This is a genomic window from Kitasatospora sp. NPDC034035, assembly GCF_055575755.1.
On the sequence record NZ_JBVISA010000006.1, the window covers coordinates 287,604 to 306,859 of the forward strand.

Sequence of the window (19,256 nt, forward strand, 5' to 3'; positions counted from 1 at the left end):
CGGCCCGATCGGAGGCGCGAAGGGCGGGGCCGTCGGCGGAGGGGGCGCAGGCGTGGCCGGGGGAGCCGCCGGAGGCGGAGGCGTGGCCGCCCTGCCCGCCGGCAGGTGGTCCACCCACTGCTGGCCGTCCTTGTCCCAGTACTTGCCCGTCATCCCTGCTCCCCCTGTGCTCCCCGGTCCCCGCTCAGTGCAGGAACTGCTCGATCGCCTCGACGACCGCCAGCGCCGAGGCGAGTCCGGAGACTACCGTGGTCGAGCTCCGCAGGAGGTCGCGGAGCCGTTCCAGCCGGGTGCGCGGGGCCGTGCCGGTCTGTTCGAGGGCCGTGCCGACGGCGTCCAGCTCCTGCTCCACCTCGGCCACGCCGTTGCCCTCGACCCGGGTGAACATCGGCAGGTGGCCCCGCAACTCGCGGACCGCCGCGAGCAGTTCACGGGCCGAGGCGTCGAGGCGGATCGAGGCGTCGACGGCCGTCGAGTCCTGACCGGTGGCGACCGCCCCGCCGGTCATCGCGCCGATCGATACCCCGCCGGGCGCCGGGGCGGGCACCGTCAGACCGCGCAGGTCCGGCAATGGGTCGGGCGCCCCGGCCCGCTGCGAGCGGTCCTCCGCCCGGGTGCCGGAGCCCGCGGCGACGGCCCCGCCGGTCATCGCGCCGATCGATACCCCACCGTTCGAGGCCCCATTGCTCGACACCCCGCCGCTCGCCGGTGCCGGGGGAGTGCTCTCCTCGTCCTGCGGCACGTCCTGCTCCTCGTTCATCGGAAATCTCAACTCCCTGTCAAGGACGCGAATCCGCGTCGTTAGGAGGGCTTCCCGCCGGACGGCGGAGCCGCCACTGCGCCCGACTGCGCCGTGCCCCCGTTGGTGGCGACGGCGCCGCCGCTCATCGAACCGATGTGGACCCCGCCCTCCATCACCTGGATCACGGTCTGCTCGAAGCGGTCGGTCTCGTACCCCGACCGCTCCAGCGCGACCCGCACGCCCTCGATGATCCGCTCCTCGATCGACTTCAAGTACCGTATGACGTCCAGCTCCTGGAAGATCGAGATGGTCGACGTGGTGGCGGCCTCGCGCAAGGAGACGACCGGGCGGGCGGCCACCACCAGCTGGTCGTCGTCATCCGTGCCGCCCGTGGCCCGGCGTCCGCCCGGGCGCAGCAGCGAGCGGAGCGCGGCCGGCCCGGCGGTGAACGCGGACATCGCCGGGCCGCGGCGTCCCGGTCGGGTGCCCTGCTGGGCCACCGAGTCCGCCAGCAGCTCGTAGTCGCGCCGGACCGGCCCGAGCACGTGCGGGACGACCTCCACCATCAGCAGGTTCCCCTGGGTGTGCACCCGCAACTGCACCGTCAGCACCACCTGTTCGTCCCAGGCGCCGACCCGGACCCGCAGGAAGTGCCGGCGCCGTTCGCCGCCCTCGTCGACCGCCTCGGCGATGTGCCGGGCGATCTCCTCGGGCCCGCGCGGGACCTCGCCGCGCGCCGGGCCGTACGGGAGGTAGACGACGTGCTCGATCTCCAGGTCCCGCAGGCGGTCCAGGCTGGTGTCGGCGGCGGCCTGCCGCAAGGCGGCCAGGCGCGGGATGACCAGGTCGAGTACGGCCCGGGCGATCAGGCCCTCCTCGGCGGCCGCCGGGGCGTCCTTGCGGCGCCTCAGCTCCAGGGTGAACCGCCAGACGCTGAACGGGAGTCCGGCGCCGAGGAAGGGATCGGCCGGATCGTAGACGACGAGCTGCGAGTACTGCTCGTCGGCGATGGCCCGCTGCAGCGCCGGGTAGCGCGGCCGGGCCGGCAGCCGGCGCGGATGCTTGGGGAAGTTCTCGCGGGTCAGCTCCCGGCGGAGGACCTGGGCGACGTGCAGGCGGTGCCAGCCCACTGTCGCGGCGAGCGCCAGCGGGAACAGCGTGCCCTGCCAGGCCCCCTCCTTCAGTGTGGCCAGCGCCAGTGCCCAGTAGAGGATCTGGGCGATCACGGCGAGGACGGAGAGGAGCCCGCCGGCGGCGCGCCGGGCCTCGGACGCCCGGGAGCCGCCGGGCGTGGTGGGGGCGGCTGGGGCGTAGAGCGCGTACTCCCGGACCTCCGCGGGCTTGGCGTACCAGGACAGCAGGCAGACCAGGGCGTACAGGACGGCGAAGGTCGCCGTGAACGGTGGCATGTAGTGCGAGAGCACGCCGAACACGGTGTCGGCCGCCGACTCCTGGCCGTACGGATCGTCGCCGTAGTACCCGCCGGTCAGTCCTTCCCCGTAGGACTTCCAGTCGGCGGCGGACGGTGGGTGCTGGAGCAGCGGCCAGTACTCGGTGCAGAAGAAGCCCAACCAGACCAAGGCGAGCACCGCGCCCGTGCGAGCCTCCAGTGCCCGGGCCCGGAGGGCGTGCGCCAGCACCGTGACCAGGTCGAAGCCCAGGGACGGCGGGACGGAGCGCTCGTCGTGCTCGACCAGTTCGGTGATGACACGCCGGCGGTAGTCCGGGTCGAGGTAGACCCCGGCGCAGAGCAGCCGGGTGGCCTCGGACCTCGCGTACGGCGATCCCGGCGATCCCGGTGTTCCCGACGATGTCGGCGGTGGCGCCGGCGGTGGCGGTGGAACGGACGGCGGCTCGGCGGGCCGCACCGGCCCGGGCTGGAAGGTCATCCGCCTCCCCCTCTGGCGTGAACCAACTCGCCGAGATTATGGACCTGCTGACGGTCCGTCGGCCAGTAAGAATGCGCAAGGGGAAGTGCGCGGTGAAACGCGCAGCGGGCATGCGAAGGCCCCCGGGTGGAGGGGGCTCCACCCGGGGGCCGGGGCGTCGTGACCGGCGCGCGGTCAGTGCCCGGTCAGCACTCGATGACGTTCACGGCGAGGCCGCCGCGCGAGGTCTCCTTGTACTTGATCTTCATGTCGGCCCCGGTCTCCTTCATCGTCTTGATCGCCTTGTCCAGCGAGACGTGGTGCCGGCCGTCGCCGCGCAGCGCCATCCGGGCCGCGGTGATGGCCTTGACCGACGCCATGCCGTTGCGCTCGATGCAGGGGATCTGGACCAGGCCGCCGACCGGGTCGCAGGTGAGGCCGAGGTTGTGCTCGATGCCGATCTCGGCGGCGTTCTCGACCTGCTCGGGGGTGCCGCCGAGGACCTCGGCGAGGCCGCCCGCGGCCATCGAGCAGGCGGAGCCGACCTCGCCCTGGCAGCCGACCTCGGCGCCGGAGATGGAGGCGTTCTCCTTGAACAGCATGCCGATGGCGCCGGCCGCGAGGAGGAAGCGGACGATGCCGTCGTCGTCGGCGCCCGGGATGAAGTTCAGGAAGTAGTGCAGGACGGCCGGGATGATCCCCGCCGCGCCGTTGGTCGGCGCGGTGACCACCCGGCGGCCGGAGGCGTTCTCCTCGTTGACCGCCATCGCGTAGAGGGTCACCCACTCCATCGCGTTGGCCGGCCCGATGCCCTCGGCGCGGAGCGTGCGCGCGGCAGCGGCGGCCCGGCGGCGGACCTTGAGGCCGCCCGGCAGGATGCCCTCGCGGGTCATGCCGGCCCGCACGCAGTCCTGCATCACGGACCAGATCTCCAGCAGCCCGGTGCGGATCTCCTCCTCGCTGCGCCAGGCCTTCTCGTTCTCCAGCATCAGGCCGGAGATGGAGAGCCCCGTCTCCCGGCTGAGCCGCAGCAGCTCGTCACCGGTGCGGAAGGGGTACTTCAGCACGGTGTCGTCCGGCTTGACCCGGTCGGCGCCGATCGCGTCCTCGTCGACGACGAAGCCGCCGCCGACCGAGTAGTAGGTCTTCTCCAGCAGGGTGGAGCCGTCGGCCGCGTACGCCCAGAGGGTCATGCCGTTGGCGTGGTAGGGCAGCGACCGGCGGCGGTGCAGCACGAGCTGGCTGTCGGGGTCGAAGTCGATGGAGTGCTCGCCGAGCAGGTGGAGCTTCTTCTCGGCGGTGATCCGCTCGACGTCCTTGTCGGCCTGGTCGACGTCGACGGTGCGGGGCGAGTTGTCCTCCAGGCCCAGCAGGACGGCCTTCGGGGTGCCGTGGCCGTGGCCGGTGGCACCCAGCGAGCCGTACAGCTCGGCACGCACGCCCGTCACCTGGGTCAGCAGGTCTTCGGACCGCAGTCGGCGGGCGAACATCCGGGCGGCGCGCATCGGGCCCACGGTGTGGGAGCTCGAGGGGCCGATGCCGATGGAGAAGAGGTCGAAGACGCTGATGGCCACGGGGGACGTCCTTGTCTGGTCTCGTGGAAGTACTTGCGGGCGGGGGCCGACACGGCTCGGGGCACCGCGCGCACTTACCAGTGTGCGCGGTGCCCCGGAGCCCCAGGTGTCGCGGCGGGGTGAGGCCGGTCACCCGGCCCGGACGATCACCGAAGTGATCAGAGGTTCGGGTACAGCGGGTACTTCTCGGCCAGCGCGGTGACGCGGGCCTTCAGGGCGTCGGCGACGGTCTCGTCGAAGGCGGGCTTGAGCGCCTCGGCGATGATGTCGGCGACCTCGCGGAAGTCCTCGGCCTGGAAGCCGCGGGTGGCCAGGGCCGGGGTGCCGATACGCAGGCCCGAGGTGACCATCGGCGGGCGCGGGTCGTTCGGGATGGCGTTGCGGTTGACGGTGATGCCGACCTCGTGCAGGCGGTCCTCGGCCTGCTGGCCGTCGAGCTCGCTGTTGCGCAGGTCGACCAGGACCAGGTGCACGTCGGTGCCGCCGGACAGGACGGACGCGCCGGCCTCGGCGACGTCGGCCTGCAGCAGGCGCTCGGCCAGGATCCGGGCACCGTCCAGGGTGCGCTGCTGGCGCTCCTTGAACTCCTCCGAGGCCGCGACCTTGAAGGCGACCGCCTTGCCGGCGATCACGTGCTCGAGCGGGCCGCCCTGCTGGCCGGGGAAGACCGCGGAGTTGATCTTCTTCGCGTACTCGGCCTTGGACAGGATGACGCCGCCGCGCGGGCCGCCCAGGGTCTTGTGGGTGGTGGTGGTGACCACGTCCGCGTAGGGCACCGGGTTCGGGTGCAGCCCGGCGGCCACCAGGCCGGCGAAGTGCGCCATGTCCACCATGAGCAGCGCGCCGACCTCGTCGGCGACCCGGCGGAACTCGGCGAAGTCCAGCTGGCGCGGGTAGGCGGACCAGCCGGCGATGATCAGCTTCGGCTGGTGCTCCTTGGCGAGGCGCTCGACCTCGGCCATGTCGACCTGGCCGGTCTTCTCGTCGACGTGGTACGCGACCACGTTGTAGAGCTTGCCGGAGAAGTTGATCTTCATGCCGTGGGTCAGGTGACCGCCGTGGGCCAGGTCCAGGCCCAGGATGGTGTCGCCCGGCTGGATCAGCGCGAACATCGCGGCGGCGTTGGCCTGCGCGCCCGAGTGCGGCTGCACGTTGGCGTGCTCGGCGCCGAACAGGGCCTTGATGCGGTCGATCGCGATCTGCTCGACCACGTCGACGTGCTCGCAGCCGCCGTAGTAGCGACGGCCGGGGTAGCCCTCGGCGTACTTGTTGGTGAGCACCGAGCCCTGGGCCTCCATGACCGCCACCGGGGCGAAGTTCTCGGAGGCGATCATCTCCAGGGTGGTCTGCTGGCGGTGCAGCTCGGCGTCGACCGCGGCGGCGATCTCCGGGTCGAGGGCGTGCAGGGACTGGTTGAGAACCGTCATGGTGTGGTCTTCCCGGGGAGGAGAGCGGAGGGACGGCGGGGGAGGGCGGGCCGCTGTGCTGCGGCCCGCCCGATCACGAGCGGGTCAGCTGCTGTGGGTGAGCGCGTCGTACTCGTCCGCGCTGAGCAGCTCGTCGGTGGACTCCACGCGCACCTTGAACAGCCAGCCACCCTCGAAGGGGGCGCTGTTGACCAGGCCGTTGTCGTCCAGGACGTCCTGGTTGACCTCGACGACCTCGCCGGTCACCGGGGAGTACAGGTCGCTGACCGACTTGGTGGACTCCAGCTCGCCACAGGTCTCGCCGGCGGTCACGGCGTCGCCGACGGCCGGCAGCTGCACGTAGACGATGTCACCGAGCGCGTCGGCGGCGTGCTTGGTGATGCCGATGGTGGAGACACCGTCCTCAGCGGCGGTGAGCCACTCGTGCTCCTTGGTGTACTGCAGGTGCTGGGGGTTGCTCATGGCGTCATTCTCCAGGATGGGAAGCGGGTACGGCGAAGCGGGCCGCCGCGTGGACGGCTTCGACGTGCGGGTATGGGGAAAGGCGGGTGTCGGCGGGGCGCTCGGCGGGCGCTCAGCGGGCGCGCTTGTAGAACGGCAGCGCCACGACCCGGACCGGCTCGTGCTTGCCGCGCACGTCCACCGCGACGGTGGTGCCGGGGGCGGCGTGGGCCGCGTCGACGTAGGCCATCGCGATCGGCTGTCCCAGCGTCGGGGACGGCGCGCCGGAGGTGATCCGGCCGATCGGGGCGCCGTCGGCGGAGACCACGGTGTACTCGGCGCGCGGGACGCGCTTGCCCTCGGAGACCAGGCCGACCAGCACCCGCGGCGGGTTGGCCTCGGCCGCGGCGGCGGCCTGCTCCAGCGCCTTGCGGCCGACGAAGGCGCCCTCGTTGGTGGTCTTGTCGAAGCGGACGACGCGGCCCAGGCCGGCGTCGAACGGGGTGAGGTCGGTGGACAGCTCGTGCCCGTACAGCGGCATGCCCGCCTCCAGGCGCAGCGTGTCGCGGCAGGAAAGGCCGCACGCGACCAGGCCGCGGCCCTCGCCGGCGGCGGTCAGCGCCTGCCAGATCTCCTCGGCGTCGACCGGGTGGCAGAAGATCTCGAAGCCGTCCTCGCCGGTGTAGCCGGTGCGGGCCAGCAGCACCTCGCGGCCGGCCACGTGGGCCGGGAGGATCGCGTAGTACTTGAGGCCGGGCAGGTCGGCGTCGGTGGTCTCGGCCAGGATCGCGGTGGACTCCGGGCCCTGGACGGCGATCAGCGCGTAGGTGTCGCGGTCGTCGGTGACGACGGCGTCGAAGCCCTTGGCGCGGGCGATCAGCTCGTCGAGGACCAGCTGGGCGTTCGAGGCGTTGGCGACGACCAGGAAGGCGTCCTCGCGCAGGCGGTAGACGATCAGGTCGTCCAGGATGCCGCCGTCCTCGGCGCAGATCATGGTGTAGCGGGCGCGCAGCTCACCCAGCGCGGAGACGAAGCCGACCAGCGCGTGGTCCAGCATCTCGCCGGCCTGCGGACCGGTGACGGTGATCTCGCCCATGTGGGAGAGGTCGAACAGGCCGGCCTTGGTGCGGACGGCGAGGTGCTCCTCGCGCTCGCTGCCGTAGCGCAGCGGCATGTCCCAGCCGGCGAAGTCGGTCATGGTCGCGCCGAGGGCGCGGTGCAGCGCGTCGAGCGCGGTCAGGCGGAGGGACGACATGGCCAGGAACTCCTCGGTCGGGGCACTCATGGGTGCACGCGCCGGACCGGACCCTCTCGGGGGCCGACCCTGCGCGCGGGCATGCGGCGGCGTGGGTCTCCCCATCTGTCGTCGAACCTGAGAGCTTCACCGCCCGCCGGCCCGCAGCTGTTTCCAGCATCCAGGACAGCATGGCGGCTTGCACCGTGGGTGGGCGCGCGACAGGGCCGCGCGCCGCTTTCCAGATGTGCCTAACCCGTGCGGTAGGGGGGCCTGAGAGATTCCGGGGAGGACTTGCTCCTTCGGCGCCGGCTGTGCCACTCACACACTCACTCACTGGTGCGGCACTCCGGGCTCTCCCGCGCGGGTTCGAGCGGCCGGTATGGAGTTGTGGGGCCCGCGGCGCATGCCGTCGGACGCGCACATCATGGCACGTCCCGGACGAGGAAGGGAGAGGGGACCCGGTCACACGGTGAGAGGGGAGCCGGTCACACGACTAGGGGGGAGCCGGTCACACGACACAGAGGCGAACACGAGCCCTAGACTGCTCCGCGTCGGCGCAGCAGAGGGCGGCCGACCGGCAGAGGGCGGAATCGGCGGCGCATGGGGTACCCGGTGGAGCAGCAGCAGGGGTGGGGCGGCCCGGAGGGGGCGCCGGCGGGCGGCACGTGGCCGGCCAACGAGCTGGAGCAGGTGCTGACCGCGGCCCTGGGCGACCCGGGCGCGACGCCGCGGGTGATCGAGGTGCTGGCCCGCAGCCAGGTGTGGGTGCCGCTGCCCGGCGGGGCCGACCCGCAGGGGCAGTCGCTGGACCTGCCGACCATCGAACTGGGCGGCGACCCGTACGTACCGGTGTTCTCCTCGCAGGAGGTGTTCCTGCAGCAGGCGCCGGGAATGGCCTTCGCGATCGCGCCGGTCTGGGAGTTCGCCCGCGGGCTGCCGCTGGGCGTGGGCATCGCGGTGAACCCGGACGCGGCGGTGGGCATCCCGGTGCCGCCGCAGGGCGTGGCCGAGCTGCGCCGCGGTCCGCGCCAGGACCGGTGGGAGGCCGCCGAGGACCCGGCGGCGCCTACCGGCGGCCGGGTGGCGCTGCGCGAGCCGGTGCCGGGCGAGGACCCGGAGCACTTCCTGGCCGCCTGCCGGGCCGAACTGTCGGCCCTTCCCGGGGTGTTGACCGCCCGCCGGGCGCTGGCCAGCATCGAGGGCGAGCCGACCGTGATGTTCGTGGGCGTCCAGTTGGATCCGGCGGCCCCGGCCGACCCGGCCGCGGTGAACGACGCGCTCGGCCGAGCGCTGGGAACCGCGCCGCTGCCGGGCGGCGTCCACCTCGTACTGCTCGACCTCGCCGACGACCCGGTGGTCGAGTGGCTGCTCACCCGGGTCATGCCTTTCTACACGCGGGTGTGAGCGGGGTTCGTATCCAAGGCACGTCGCCGTGGCGGTGGCCGGTGCCGCGCCATAGGGTGCGTGCAGACGGCCGACGGCCGGTGGTTCGAGGAAAGAGGCGCGGCGAGGTGGGCGCATGAGTGCGGGAACGGGAGCGGGCGGGGTGCCGGGGCCCTGGGGCCAGGCACCGGCCGGGCGCCCGGGAGCGGATCCCGGCGTGTTGGAGCACGCCCTGCGCGAGGTCGCGCCGGAGCGCTACGACGCGTACGAGCGCCTGCTGCACGCGCTGGCGGACGGCCGGGTCTGGATGCTGCTCTGGCACGGCACGCCGGGCAGTCCTGACGCGCAGTACGGGAACATGGAGATCAGCGGCCACGGCTACGCGCCGGCCGTCACCTCGCCCGAGCAGCTGGCCGCCTCCGGCTGGGGGCGGGCCCACGAGGTCGTCTCCGGCCGGGAGATCGCCGGCTCGCTGTACCGCACCCGCTGGGGCCTGTGGCTGAACCCGCACGCGCCCGGCGGCGGCGTCGGCGTGCCCTGGGCCGACCTGCGGCGGGTCGCCGCGGGCCTGGACCGGCTGCCGGCCGGTCCGCTGAAGCTGAGCGAGCCGCAGGTCAACGCCCAGCCGTTCTTCGCGCTGCTGGAGCGGCAGGCCGGCGAGGTGCGCGCGGTCCGGGCGCTGCGCCGGGCGTGGGTGCAGCCGGCGGTGGGGGAGCCGTACCTGGCGATCGGCCTGGACCTGTACGAGAGTTCGCCGCCCGCGGTGGAGGCGGTGCGCGCGCTGATGCAGCGGGCGATCGCGGTGGCCCCGGAGGGGCTCGCGGTGTCCACGGTGGCGATGTCGGACGAGTACGACCCGGTGGCGCTGTGGATGCGCGCCAACGCGCGGCCGTTCTTCGACCGGGAGGCCGGCCGCCCGGCGACCGGTCCGTACCCGCCGGTGCCGCCGCCCGCGTACCCGGGGCAGTCGATGTCGGGGCAGCCGACGCCGGGATGGGCCTACGGCACGCAGCCGCCCGCGCAGGGCTGGCAGCAGCAGCCCCAGCCCCAACAGCCGCAGCGGCCGTGGCCCGGCTACCCCGGGCGCTGATTGCCGAACCCGGTCCTGCCGAACCCGGTCCTTCAGGGCCCGTTCCCGCCGTAAATCCCGGGCCTTGAGGCCGAAGCCGAAGCCGACTTGATTGTCCGTCAAGTCGGCTTCGATGCTTTCCGGACGAATTTCCGAATTGCGCCGTCCGGCCATCTTGACATGCATGTTACAGACGTGTGAAGAGGGATATGCCGAAGGCCCGGGAGGTGCATGCCTGCAGATCACAGTTGGGCATCTGTCGGTTGTCAGGTCTGGCGTAAGCCAGTTCGGATGGCAGAGAGTTCTGCGCAACGCACCGCGCGTACTGGAACCCCACAAAGGTGAGCGCGCACGCCGACCCGTTCGACCACGCGACGCCCATCCCGCGTGGTGGCAGTGCCTGTGCACGACGCACTGCCGCGCCCACCCGCTTCTACGCACCTCCGCACGTCCGCAGCCGCACCGCCGAAGCCGGCGCCCGGCACCCGTGGGCCGGCCACCGTCGGCGAGGGGACCAACTGACCATGACCGCATCCGTCACAACCGCCGGGAACGAGCCGGAGGCACCCGCCGCCGCGAGCCCGGCCAAGAAGATCGAGGGCCGCTCCCTCGGCCAGATCGCCTGGACCCGCTTCAAGCGGGACAAGGCCGCCGTCGCCGGCGGCGTCGTGGTGATCCTGCTGATCCTGCTCGCCGTGCTGGCCAAGCCGATCGAGTCGATGTTCGGGCTCGACCCGGACGCCCTCCACCAGGACCTGCTGGACGCCGACCTCGGCGGCCTGCCGCTCGGCGACTGGGGCGGCATGAGCGGGTCCCACCCGCTCGGCGTCGACCCGCTGCAGGGCCGCGACCTGCTGACCCGCGTGATCGAGGGCTCCTGGGTCTCCCTGCTGGTCGCCTTCGGCGCGACCGTGCTGTCCAACACCATCGGCACCGTGCTCGGCATCATGGCCGGCTACTACGGCGGCTGGGTGGACACCCTGATCAGCCGTGTGATGGACGTTTTCCTGGCGTTCCCGCTGCTGCTCTTCGCGATCGCGATCTCGACCTCGCTGCAGGGCGGTGCGTTCGGCCTGCACGGCCTGCCGCTGCACATCCTGGTGCTGATCTTCGTGATCGGCTTCTTCAACTGGCCCTACATGGGCCGGATCGTGCGCGGCCAGACCCTCTCGCTGCGCGAGCGGGAGTTCGTCCACGCGGCCCGCAGCCTGGGCGCCCGGGGCCCGTTCATCCTGTTCAAGGAGCTGCTGCCCAACCTGGTCGGTCCGATCCTGGTCTACTCGACCCTGCTGATCCCGACCAACATCCTCTTCGAGGCCGGGCTGAGCTTCCTCGGTGTCGGCATCCAGCCTCCGCAGGCCTCCTGGGGCGGGATGCTCCAGGACGCGATCCGGTACTACCAGGTGGACCCCCAGTACATGGTGGTCCCCGGCGTGGCGATCTTCCTTACCGTGCTCGCCTTCAACCTGCTCGGCGACGGGCTGCGCGACGCCCTCGATCCCAAGAGCAACTGACCCTGCGTCAGGACCCTCCACCTTTTCCACATCCTCAAGGGGTTGATCTCACCCATGCGTAGGTCCCGTACCGTCGCCCTGACCGCGGCGGCTGCCGCCGCGGTCCTGGTTGTCACCGGCTGTTCCAGCTCGTCGAAGAGCGGCGACTCGTCCTCCTCGTCCTCCGCCTCGGGCGGCGGCGGAGCCAACGCGGCCACCAAGAACATCGTCAACGCCTCGGACAAGAAGGGCGGGACGGTCACCTTCGAGATGAAGGGCACCCCGGACTCGCTCGACCCGGGCAACACGTACTACGCGTACATCTACAACTTCTCGCGCCTGTACGCCCGTCCGCTGACCACGTTCAACCCGGCCGCCGGCGAGGAGGGCAACAAGCTCGTCCCGGACCTCGCCGAGTCGATGGGCCAGCCCAGCGCGGACGGCCTGACCTGGACGTACAAGCTGCGTGCGGGCCTGAAGTACGACGACGGCACCGCGATCAGCTCGAAGGACGTCAAGTACGCCGTCGAGCGCTCCAACTTCGCGCCGGACGTGAACTCCAACGGCCCGACCTACTTCCACGACCTGCTGGTCGACAACGACACGCCGTACGCGGGTCCGTACAAGGACAAGACCGGCGACCTGAAGTCGATCGAGACGCCGGACGACAGCACGATCGTCTTCCACCTGAAGCACCCGTTCGCGGACTTCGACTACCTGGTGAGCGCCCCGCAGACCGCGCCGGTCCCGCAGGCCAAGGACACCGGTGCCGACTACGTCAAGCACATCGTGTCCTCGGGCTCCTTCAAGTTCGAGTCCTACGAGGACGGCAAGCAGGCCACCCTGGTGCCGAACACCAACTGGGACAAGAGCACGGACCCGATCCGGAAGCAGCTGCCGGACAAGATCCAGCTCAAGATGAACATCGACCAGGCCACCATCGACAAGGACCTGCTGGCCGGCAACGCCCAGGTCGACCTGGTGGGTGGCGGCGTCGACCCGCAGACCCAGGCGCAGATCCTGCAGAACCCGAAGCTCAAGGCCAGCACCGACAACGCCTACGGCGGCCGCCTGGTCTACCTGGCGATCAACTCCAAGGTCGCGCCGTTCGACAACGTCGACTGCCGCAAGGCCGTCCAGTTCGCGATCGACAAGGTCTCGGTGCAGACCGCCGAGGGCGGCCCGATCCGCGGCCAGATCGCCAACACGGTGCTCCCGCCGGACATCCCGGGCCACCAGGACTTCAACCAGTTCGAGACCAAGGACAACAAGGGTGACGAGGCCAAGGCCAAGGACGCCCTGAAGGCCTGCGGCAAGGACAGCATCAACACCGTCATCTCCGCCCGCACCGAGCGCGCCACCGAGGTCGCCGCCGCGACCTCGATCCAGGCCGCGCTGAAGAAGGTCGGCATCAACGCCGAGATCCAGCAGTACCCGCAGGGCAAGTACCTGACCGACAGCGCCGGTGCCCCGCAGTTCACCCAGGACCACAACATCGGCCTGATGATGATGCAGTGGGGTGCCGACTGGCCGACCGGCTACGGCTTCCTGCAGCAGATCGTCGACGGCCGCGCGATCAAGGCCTCCGGCAACAGCAACCTGTCCCAGCTGAACGACCCGGCGGTCAACCAGCTGATCGACGACGCCGCCGTCAACCCGGACAAGGCCGCCCGCGAGAAGATCTACGGCGACATCGACAAGAAGGTCATGGACCAGGCGGTCATCGTCCCGCTGACCTACTTCAAGGTCTTCCTGTACCGCCCGGACAACGCCACCAACATGGCCTCCAACCCGGCGTTCTCGGGTGAGTACGACTCCCTGAACATCGGCACCACCAAGTAAGAGCCTGGCTCCGCATCCCTGAAGGCAGGTGAAGGCAGCGGCGCCCGCCGTCGTCCGGAAGACCCCGGACGACGGCGGGCCGCCGGAGCCGCCCAACTGTGTTTGCCTACATCATCCGCAGGATCTTCTCGGCGGTGCTGCTGCTGCTGGTCGTCAGCGCGGTCACCTTCGCGATCTTCTTCCTGCTCCCGCGCGTCGCCGGCGAAACGGCCGACCAGCTGGCCGCCCAGTACATCGGGAAGAACCCCTCACCCGAGGCGATCGCCGCAGTCAAGCAGAACCTCGGCCTCGACAAGCCGCTGTACGCCCAGTACTGGGACTTCCTCAGGGGCCTGGTCAGCGGCGCCGAGTACAAGTTCGGGCCGGAGCCGGCCACCTGCCACGTGCCCTGCTTCGGCTACTCCTTCAAGAACCACCTGGAGGTCTGGCCCGAGCTGTCCAAGCGGATCCCGGTCACCATCTCGCTGGCCGCCGGCGCGGCCGTGCTCTGGCTGGTCTCCGGCGTCGCCACCGGCGTCGTCTCCGCCCTCAAGCCGAAGTCGATCTTCGACCGGCTCTCCATGGGCATCGCCCTCGCCGGCGTCTCGCTGCCGGTCTTCTTCACCGGCGCGCTGCTGCTCACGCTGTTCAGCTACGAGTGGCCGATCCTGGACAACCTGCAGTACGTCGACTTCACCGACAACCCGCTGATGTGGGCCCGCAACCTGATCCTCCCCTGGATCTCGCTGGCCTTCCTCTACTCCGCGCTCTACGCCCGGCTCACCCGCGCCGGAATGCTGGAGACCATGAGCGAGGACTACATCCGCACCGCCCGGGCCAAGGGCCTGGTCGAGCGCAAGGTCGTCACCCGGCACGGGCTGCGCGCCGCGCTCACCCCGATCGTCACCATCTTCGGCATGGACCTCGGGCTGCTGCTCGGCGGTGCGCTGATCACCGAGCAGGTCTTCTCGCTCCAGGGCGTCGGCCAGTTCGCCGTCCAGGCGATCTCCGACAACGACCTGCCCAAGATCCTCGGCGTCACCCTGCTCGCCGCCTTCTTCATCGTCGCCTGCAACCTCGTGGTCGACCTCCTGTACGCCCTCGTCGACCCCCGGGTGAGGCTCTCGTGACCGAGCTCCAGAAGACCACGGAAGCCACTGCGCAGGCCCCGACCGGTGACCCCTTCCTCTCCGTGCGCGACCTGCGGATCCACTTCGACACCGACGACGGCCTGGTCCGCTCGGTGGACGGGGTCAGCTTCGACCTGCACAAGGGCCGCACCCTCGGCATCGTCGGCGAGTCCGGCTCCGGGAAGTCCGTCACCTCGCTCGGCATCATGGGCCTGCACCGCTCCAAGCGGGCCCGGATCAGCGGCGAGATCCGGCTCAACGGCGAGGACCTGATCGCCGCCGGCCCGGACCGGGTGCGCCAACTGCGCGGCCGCGAAATGGCGATGATCTTCCAGGACCCGCTGACCGCGATGCACCCCTACTACACGGTGGGGCAGCAGATCGTCGAGGCCTACCGGGTCCACCACCCCGAGGCGAACAAGAAGCAGGCCCGGGCCCGCGCGATCGAGATGCTCGACCGGGTCGGCATCCCGCAGCCCGACCGCCGGATCGACGACTACCCGCACCAGTTCTCCGGCGGCATGCGCCAGCGCGCGATGATCGCCATGTCCCTGGTCAACGACCCCTCGCTGCTGATCGCCGACGAGCCCACCACCGCCCTGGACGTCACCGTCCAGGCGCAGATCCTGGACCTCATCCGCGACCTCCAGGACGAGTTCGGCTCCGCCGTCATCATCATCACCCACGACCTCGGAGTGGTCGCCGAACTGGCCGACGACATCCTGGTCATGTACGGCGGCAAGTGCGTCGAGCGCGGACCGGCCGAGACCCTCTTCGACGCGCCCGAACACCCCTACACCTGGGGCCTGCTGGGCTCGATGCCGCGCCTGGACCGGGAACTGCAGGACCGGCTCGTCCCGGTCAAGGGCACCCCGCCCAGCCTGATCAACGTGCCGACGGGCTGCGCCTTCCACCCGCGCTGCCCGTACGCCGCCCTGACCGAGGGACGCTCCACCAGCGAGCTCCCGGTGCTGGCCGAGGCCGTACCCGGGCACTTCGCGGCCTGCCACCTGCCGGCCGACGAGCGGCACCGCATCTTCGCCGAAGAGATCGCGCCCCGGCTGTGAGCCCGGCCTCGTACCACCTTTCTGGAGAGAACCGATGACGGACACCCAGGCGGCCTCGATCCCCGCACCGGCACCCGCACCCGACCGCGAGCCGCTGCTGAAGGTGACCGGCCTGACCCGGCACTTCCCGATCCGCAGCGGGCTGATGCGGCGCCAGACCGGCGCGGTCCGGGCCGTCGACGGCATCGACTTCACCGTCAACGCCGGCGAGACGCTCGGTGTCGTCGGCGAGTCCGGCTGCGGCAAGTCGACCATGGGCCGACTGGTCACCCGGCTCGACGAACCGACCGGCGGGACGATCGAGTTCGAGGGCACCGACATCACCCACCTGAGCGTCGGGGCGATGCGGCCGCTGCGCCGCGACATCCAGATGATCTTCCAGGACCCGTACTCCTCGCTGAACCCCCGGCACACCGTCGGCACCATCGTCGGCGCGCCGTTCAAGCTGCAGAACGCGGTGCCCGAGGGCGGGCTCAAGAAGGCCGTCCAGGAACTGCTGGAGCTGTGCGGCCTCAGCCCCGAGCACTACAACCGCTACCCGCACGAGTTCTCCGGCGGCCAGCGCCAGCGCATCGGCATCGCCCGGGCACTCGCGCTGCGGCCGAAGATGATCATCGCGGACGAGCCGGTCTCGGCGCTGGACGTGTCGATCCAGGCCCAGGTGGTCAACCTGCTGGACGACCTCCAGAAGGAGCTCGGCCTGACCTACCTGATCATCGCGCACGACCTCTCGGTGGTCCGGCACGTCTCGGACCGGGTCGCGGTGATGTACCTCGGCAAGGTCGTCGAGATCGCCGACCGGGACTCGCTCTACCGCACCCCGATGCACCCGTACACCAACGCGCTGATGTCCGCCGTGCCCGTCCCCGACCCGCGCCGCCGCCAGCGCGGCGGCCGCGACCGGATCCTGCTCACCGGCGACGTCCCCTCCCCGATCAACCCGCCCAGCGGCTGCCGCTTCCGCACCCGCTGCTGGAAGGCCCAGGACATCTGCTCCACCCAGGAGCCGCCGCTGACGGCGCTGAAGACCGGGCACCAGGTGGCCTGCCACTTCCCCGAGAACGGCGAGGGGAGCTAAGGCGCAGCCCCGAGAACACGCCGTCGGGCGCCGCGGACGCGGGCTCCGAGCAGGCCTGAGCCACCGACGACGAAGTCCGCCCGCCCCGGCCGATCGGGGCGGGCGGACTTTCGTCACCGGTGCGGGGGCATCCCGGCCCATCAGGTACAAAGGGGACGGTGACCTCGCAGATCTTCCCCTCCGACGTGCAGCAGTCGCTGGACCTCGTCGGCATCTTCGTCTTCGCCCTCTCCGGGGGCCTGCTCGCCGTCCGCAAGAACATGGACATCTTCGGGATCTGTGTGCTGGCCGAGGTCACGGCCCTCGGCGGCGGGGTGATGCGCGACCTGGTGATCGGGGCCACCCCGGTCGCCGCCTTCACCAACCTCGGCTACTTCGTGACCCCGCTCGTCGCCGCGCTCGTGGTGTTCTTCCTGCACCCCGAGGTCGAGCGGATCAACCGCGCGGTGCAGACCCTGGACGCCCTCGGGCTCGGGCTGTTCTGCGTCACCGGCACCGCCAAGGCGCACGACTACGGACTCGGCGCGGTCGCGGCGATCGCGCTCGGCATGGTCACCGCGGCCGGCGGCGGCGTGATCCGCGACGTGCTGGCCGGGGAGATTCCCTCGCTGCTGCGCTGGGACCGGGAGATCTACGCCGTACCGGCCCTGGTCGGTGCCGCGCTGGTCGCCGCGCTGATCGGCGCGGACCGGCTCACCGGCGTCACCGGCACCGCCGCCGCGCTCACCGCCTTCGGCCTGCGGATGCTCGCCCTGAAGTACGGCTGGCGCGCCCCACGGGCCTGGCACCGCAACGGTTCTCGCACCAGCGAGGAGTAGGCGAGCCGCCGTACGCCAGCGAGATCGCCTCGGCCGTGCAGAGCAGCTCCGGCACCATCCTGGCCATTTCGGCCGGCGGCACCTGGCCGGCCGGGGCGCTCAGTGCGCAGGCCGCGACCGTCCGCCCGCCGCTGCCCGCGACCGGCGCGGCCACGCAGGTCACCGGCTCCCGGTGCTCGGCGGACTCGGCGGCCCAGCCCCGGCGCCGCACCGCCGCCAGCTCGGGTTCCTCGGGGGTGCCGTCCGCGGGCAGCCCGGCGAGCAGCACCCGGCCGACCGCCGTACCCGTCACCGGGGCGCGGCGCCCGATCCGGGACGGCCCGGCCGCCGAGGGCCCGGCCACCTCGTCCAGGTACAGCACCTCGCCGTCGTGGAGCACGGCGAGCCGGACGGTGTACCCGCTGCGGGCGTTGAGCGCGGCCAGGTACGGCGCGGCGACCTGCCGGACGTCGAAGTCCTCCAGCGCGCGGTGGGCCAGCGAGAGCACCCGGCCGCCGAGCCGGTAGCGCAGGTCGGGCTGGCGCCGGGCGAAGCCGCGCTCCTCCAGCGTGCGCAGCAGCCGCAGCGCGGTGGACTTGTGCACGCCGAGGCTGCTCGCGGCCTGCTCCAGCGAGAGCGGCGCCTCGCCGAGCGCGTCGAGCAGGGTCAGCGCGCGGTCGACCGACTGCGACATGGCGCCCCCTGGATCCGGCTGAGAAACGTCCGCCAGGCTAACCGCTGGGGGGCACAGTGGTACAAACCAGTGCCGGACGCCGGTGCCCGGCACTGGTGCAGACCAATGTTCGGGGCGTGGCCGGTCACCCCGTCCGTACCTGCGGTGGCCGGATCAATGCGCAGGGCTGGAGAGCCGAGCGGTGCCGCCCACTACAATCGGATGGTTATGCCATACCTGGACCATGCGGCGACCACGCCGATGCTGCCCGAGGCGATCGCCGCGATGTCGGCGCACCTGGGGGTGGTCGGCAACGCCTCGGCCCTGCACGCGGCCGGCCGCCGGGCCCGCCGGGTGGTCGAGGAGTCCCGCGAGTCGCTGGCCGAGTCGTTGGGCGCCCGCCCGAGCGAGATCGTGTTCACCGGCGGCGGCACCGAGTCCGACAACCTGGCGGTCAAGGGCCTCTACTGGGCCCGCCGGGACGCCGATCCGGCCCGCACCCGGGTGCTGAGCAGCCCCGTCGAGCACCACGCGGTGCTGGACGCGGTGCACTGGCTCTCCGAGCACGAGGGCGCCTCCGTCGACTACTTGCCGGTGGACGCGTACGGGCGGGTGCACCCGGAGGCGCTGCGCGAGGCGATCGAGCGGGACCCTTCGTCGGTCGCGCTGGTCACCGTGATGTGGGCCAACAACGAGGTCGGCACCATTCAGCCGGTGCGCGAACTCGCCGCCGTGGCCGCCGAGTACGGCATCCCGATGCACGCCGACGCGGTGCAGGCGCTCGGTCAGGTCCCGGTCTCCTTCGCCGAGTCGGGGCTCACCGCGCTCACCGTCACCGGACACAAGATCGGCGGCCCGTTCGGCATCGGCGCGCTGCTGCTCGCCCGGGGCGCCGCGCCCGTACCGCTGCTGCACGGCGGCGGCCAGGAGCGCGATGTGCGCTCCGGCACCCTGGACGCCCCCGGCGCCGCCGGCTTCGCGGCCGCCGCGGCGTGGGCCGTGGCGCACCGCGAGGAGCACGCGGTCACGCTCGGCGCCCTGCGCGACGAACTGGTTTCGAGGGTGCTGGCCGTCGTGCCCGACGCGGTGCTCAACGGCGACCCGGCGGCCGAAGGCCGGCTGCCCGCCAACGCCCACTTCTCCTTCCCCGGCTGCGAGGGCGACGCGCTGCTGATGCTGCTCGACGCGGCCGGGATCGAATGCTCGACGGGTTCGGCCTGCACCGCCGGGGTGCCGCAGCCCAGCCACGTGCTGCTCGCCATGGGCGTCGACCCGCTGCTGGCGCGCGCGTCGCTGCGGTTCTCGCTCGGGCACACCTCGGTGCGGGAGGACGTCACGGCGCTGGCGGAGGCCATCGGGCCGGTCGTCCAGCGGGCGCGGAACGCCGGGCTGGCGTCGGTGCGGCGCTGATATCGGCTCGGGGAACAGTCGGTTCAACCCGTACGCTTATTGGCAT

Annotated in this window: 16 protein-coding genes and 1 riboswitch; of the genes, 9 read left to right on the plus strand and 7 right to left on the minus strand. The window is 71.7% G+C overall.

The window, feature by feature from the left end:
- Positions 1 to 184 precede the first annotated feature (184 nt).
- From ACZ52J_RS11530 to gcvT, 6 genes are all read right to left on the minus strand, one after another.
- On the minus strand, positions 185 to 760 hold the full coding sequence (locus ACZ52J_RS11530; protein ID WP_465617717.1) for a hypothetical protein: 576 nt from the start codon (positions 758 to 760) through the stop codon (positions 185 to 187).
- A 41-nt stretch (positions 761 to 801) separates the two neighbouring features.
- The gene (locus tag ACZ52J_RS11535; RefSeq protein WP_465617719.1) at positions 802 to 2,631 is read right to left on the minus strand and encodes a hypothetical protein; all 1,830 of its coding nucleotides are present in this window, start codon (positions 2,629 to 2,631) and stop codon (positions 802 to 804) included.
- Positions 2,632 to 2,816: 185 nt separating this feature from the next.
- On the minus strand, positions 2,817 to 4,184 hold the full coding sequence (locus tag ACZ52J_RS11540) for an L-serine ammonia-lyase (protein WP_465617721.1): 1,368 nt from the start codon (positions 4,182 to 4,184) through the stop codon (positions 2,817 to 2,819).
- 158 nt (positions 4,185 to 4,342) lie between these two features.
- Positions 4,343 to 5,611 (minus strand): serine hydroxymethyltransferase, encoded by a 1,269-nt coding sequence (gene glyA, locus ACZ52J_RS11545; protein ID WP_465617723.1) that lies wholly within the window; start codon positions 5,609 to 5,611, stop codon positions 4,343 to 4,345.
- 84 nt (positions 5,612 to 5,695) lie between these two features.
- Positions 5,696 to 6,073, minus strand: coding sequence for a glycine cleavage system protein GcvH (gene gcvH, locus ACZ52J_RS11550; RefSeq protein WP_360498743.1), 378 nt, complete (start codon positions 6,071 to 6,073; stop codon positions 5,696 to 5,698).
- 112 nt (positions 6,074 to 6,185) lie between these two features.
- A complete protein-coding gene (gene gcvT, locus ACZ52J_RS11555; RefSeq protein ID WP_465617787.1) occupies positions 6,186 to 7,307 on the minus strand; it encodes a glycine cleavage system aminomethyltransferase GcvT in 1,122 nt (373 codons plus the stop codon).
- Between the two features lie 230 nt (positions 7,308 to 7,537).
- Positions 7,538 to 7,658: riboswitch (glycine riboswitch) on the minus strand.
- Positions 7,659 to 7,889: 231 nt separating this feature from the next.
- Between gcvT and ACZ52J_RS11560 the strand changes: the two genes are divergently transcribed.
- From ACZ52J_RS11560 to ACZ52J_RS11595, 8 genes are all read left to right on the plus strand, one after another.
- The gene (locus ACZ52J_RS11560; protein ID WP_360498745.1) at positions 7,890 to 8,693 is read left to right on the plus strand and encodes an enhanced serine sensitivity protein SseB C-terminal domain-containing protein; all 804 of its coding nucleotides are present in this window, start codon (positions 7,890 to 7,892) and stop codon (positions 8,691 to 8,693) included.
- Between the two features lie 115 nt (positions 8,694 to 8,808).
- The gene (locus tag ACZ52J_RS11565; protein WP_465617725.1) at positions 8,809 to 9,762 is read left to right on the plus strand and encodes an enhanced serine sensitivity protein SseB C-terminal domain-containing protein; all 954 of its coding nucleotides are present in this window, start codon (positions 8,809 to 8,811) and stop codon (positions 9,760 to 9,762) included.
- Positions 9,763 to 10,265: 503 nt separating this feature from the next.
- Positions 10,266 to 11,255 (plus strand): ABC transporter permease, encoded by a 990-nt coding sequence (locus ACZ52J_RS11570; RefSeq protein WP_360498747.1) that lies wholly within the window; start codon positions 10,266 to 10,268, stop codon positions 11,253 to 11,255.
- A 54-nt stretch (positions 11,256 to 11,309) separates the two neighbouring features.
- Complete coding sequence (locus tag ACZ52J_RS11575; protein ID WP_360498749.1) at positions 11,310 to 13,076, plus strand: ABC transporter substrate-binding protein; 1,767 nt, start codon at positions 11,310 to 11,312, stop codon at positions 13,074 to 13,076.
- 98 nt (positions 13,077 to 13,174) lie between these two features.
- Complete coding sequence (locus ACZ52J_RS11580; RefSeq protein ID WP_360498751.1) at positions 13,175 to 14,185, plus strand: ABC transporter permease; 1,011 nt, start codon at positions 13,175 to 13,177, stop codon at positions 14,183 to 14,185.
- Positions 14,182 to 15,252, plus strand: a complete 1,071-nt coding sequence (locus ACZ52J_RS11585; protein WP_360498753.1) for an ABC transporter ATP-binding protein — start codon at positions 14,182 to 14,184, stop codon at positions 15,250 to 15,252. The genes ACZ52J_RS11580 and ACZ52J_RS11585 overlap by 4 nt, the downstream gene beginning before the upstream one ends.
- Before the next feature lie 34 nt (positions 15,253 to 15,286).
- Positions 15,287 to 16,330 (plus strand): ABC transporter ATP-binding protein, encoded by a 1,044-nt coding sequence (locus tag ACZ52J_RS11590; protein ID WP_360498755.1) that lies wholly within the window; start codon positions 15,287 to 15,289, stop codon positions 16,328 to 16,330.
- Between the two features lie 158 nt (positions 16,331 to 16,488).
- Positions 16,489 to 17,148, plus strand: a complete 660-nt coding sequence (locus ACZ52J_RS11595) for a trimeric intracellular cation channel family protein (protein WP_465617728.1) — start codon at positions 16,489 to 16,491, stop codon at positions 17,146 to 17,148.
- Here ACZ52J_RS11595 and ACZ52J_RS11600 read toward each other — a convergent pair.
- A complete protein-coding gene (locus tag ACZ52J_RS11600) occupies positions 17,054 to 17,821 on the minus strand; it encodes an IclR family transcriptional regulator (RefSeq protein WP_465617730.1) in 768 nt (255 codons plus the stop codon). The genes ACZ52J_RS11595 and ACZ52J_RS11600 overlap by 95 nt on opposite strands.
- Positions 17,822 to 18,028: 207 nt before the next feature.
- On the opposite strand from ACZ52J_RS11600, the gene ACZ52J_RS11605 reads away from it, so the two are divergent.
- Positions 18,029 to 19,210 carry a cysteine desulfurase family protein gene (locus ACZ52J_RS11605; RefSeq protein WP_465617732.1) on the plus strand — a complete coding sequence of 394 codons (1,182 nt, stop codon included), beginning with the start codon at positions 18,029 to 18,031 and terminating at the stop codon, positions 19,208 to 19,210.
- The last annotated feature ends 46 nt before the right edge of the window (positions 19,211 to 19,256 follow it).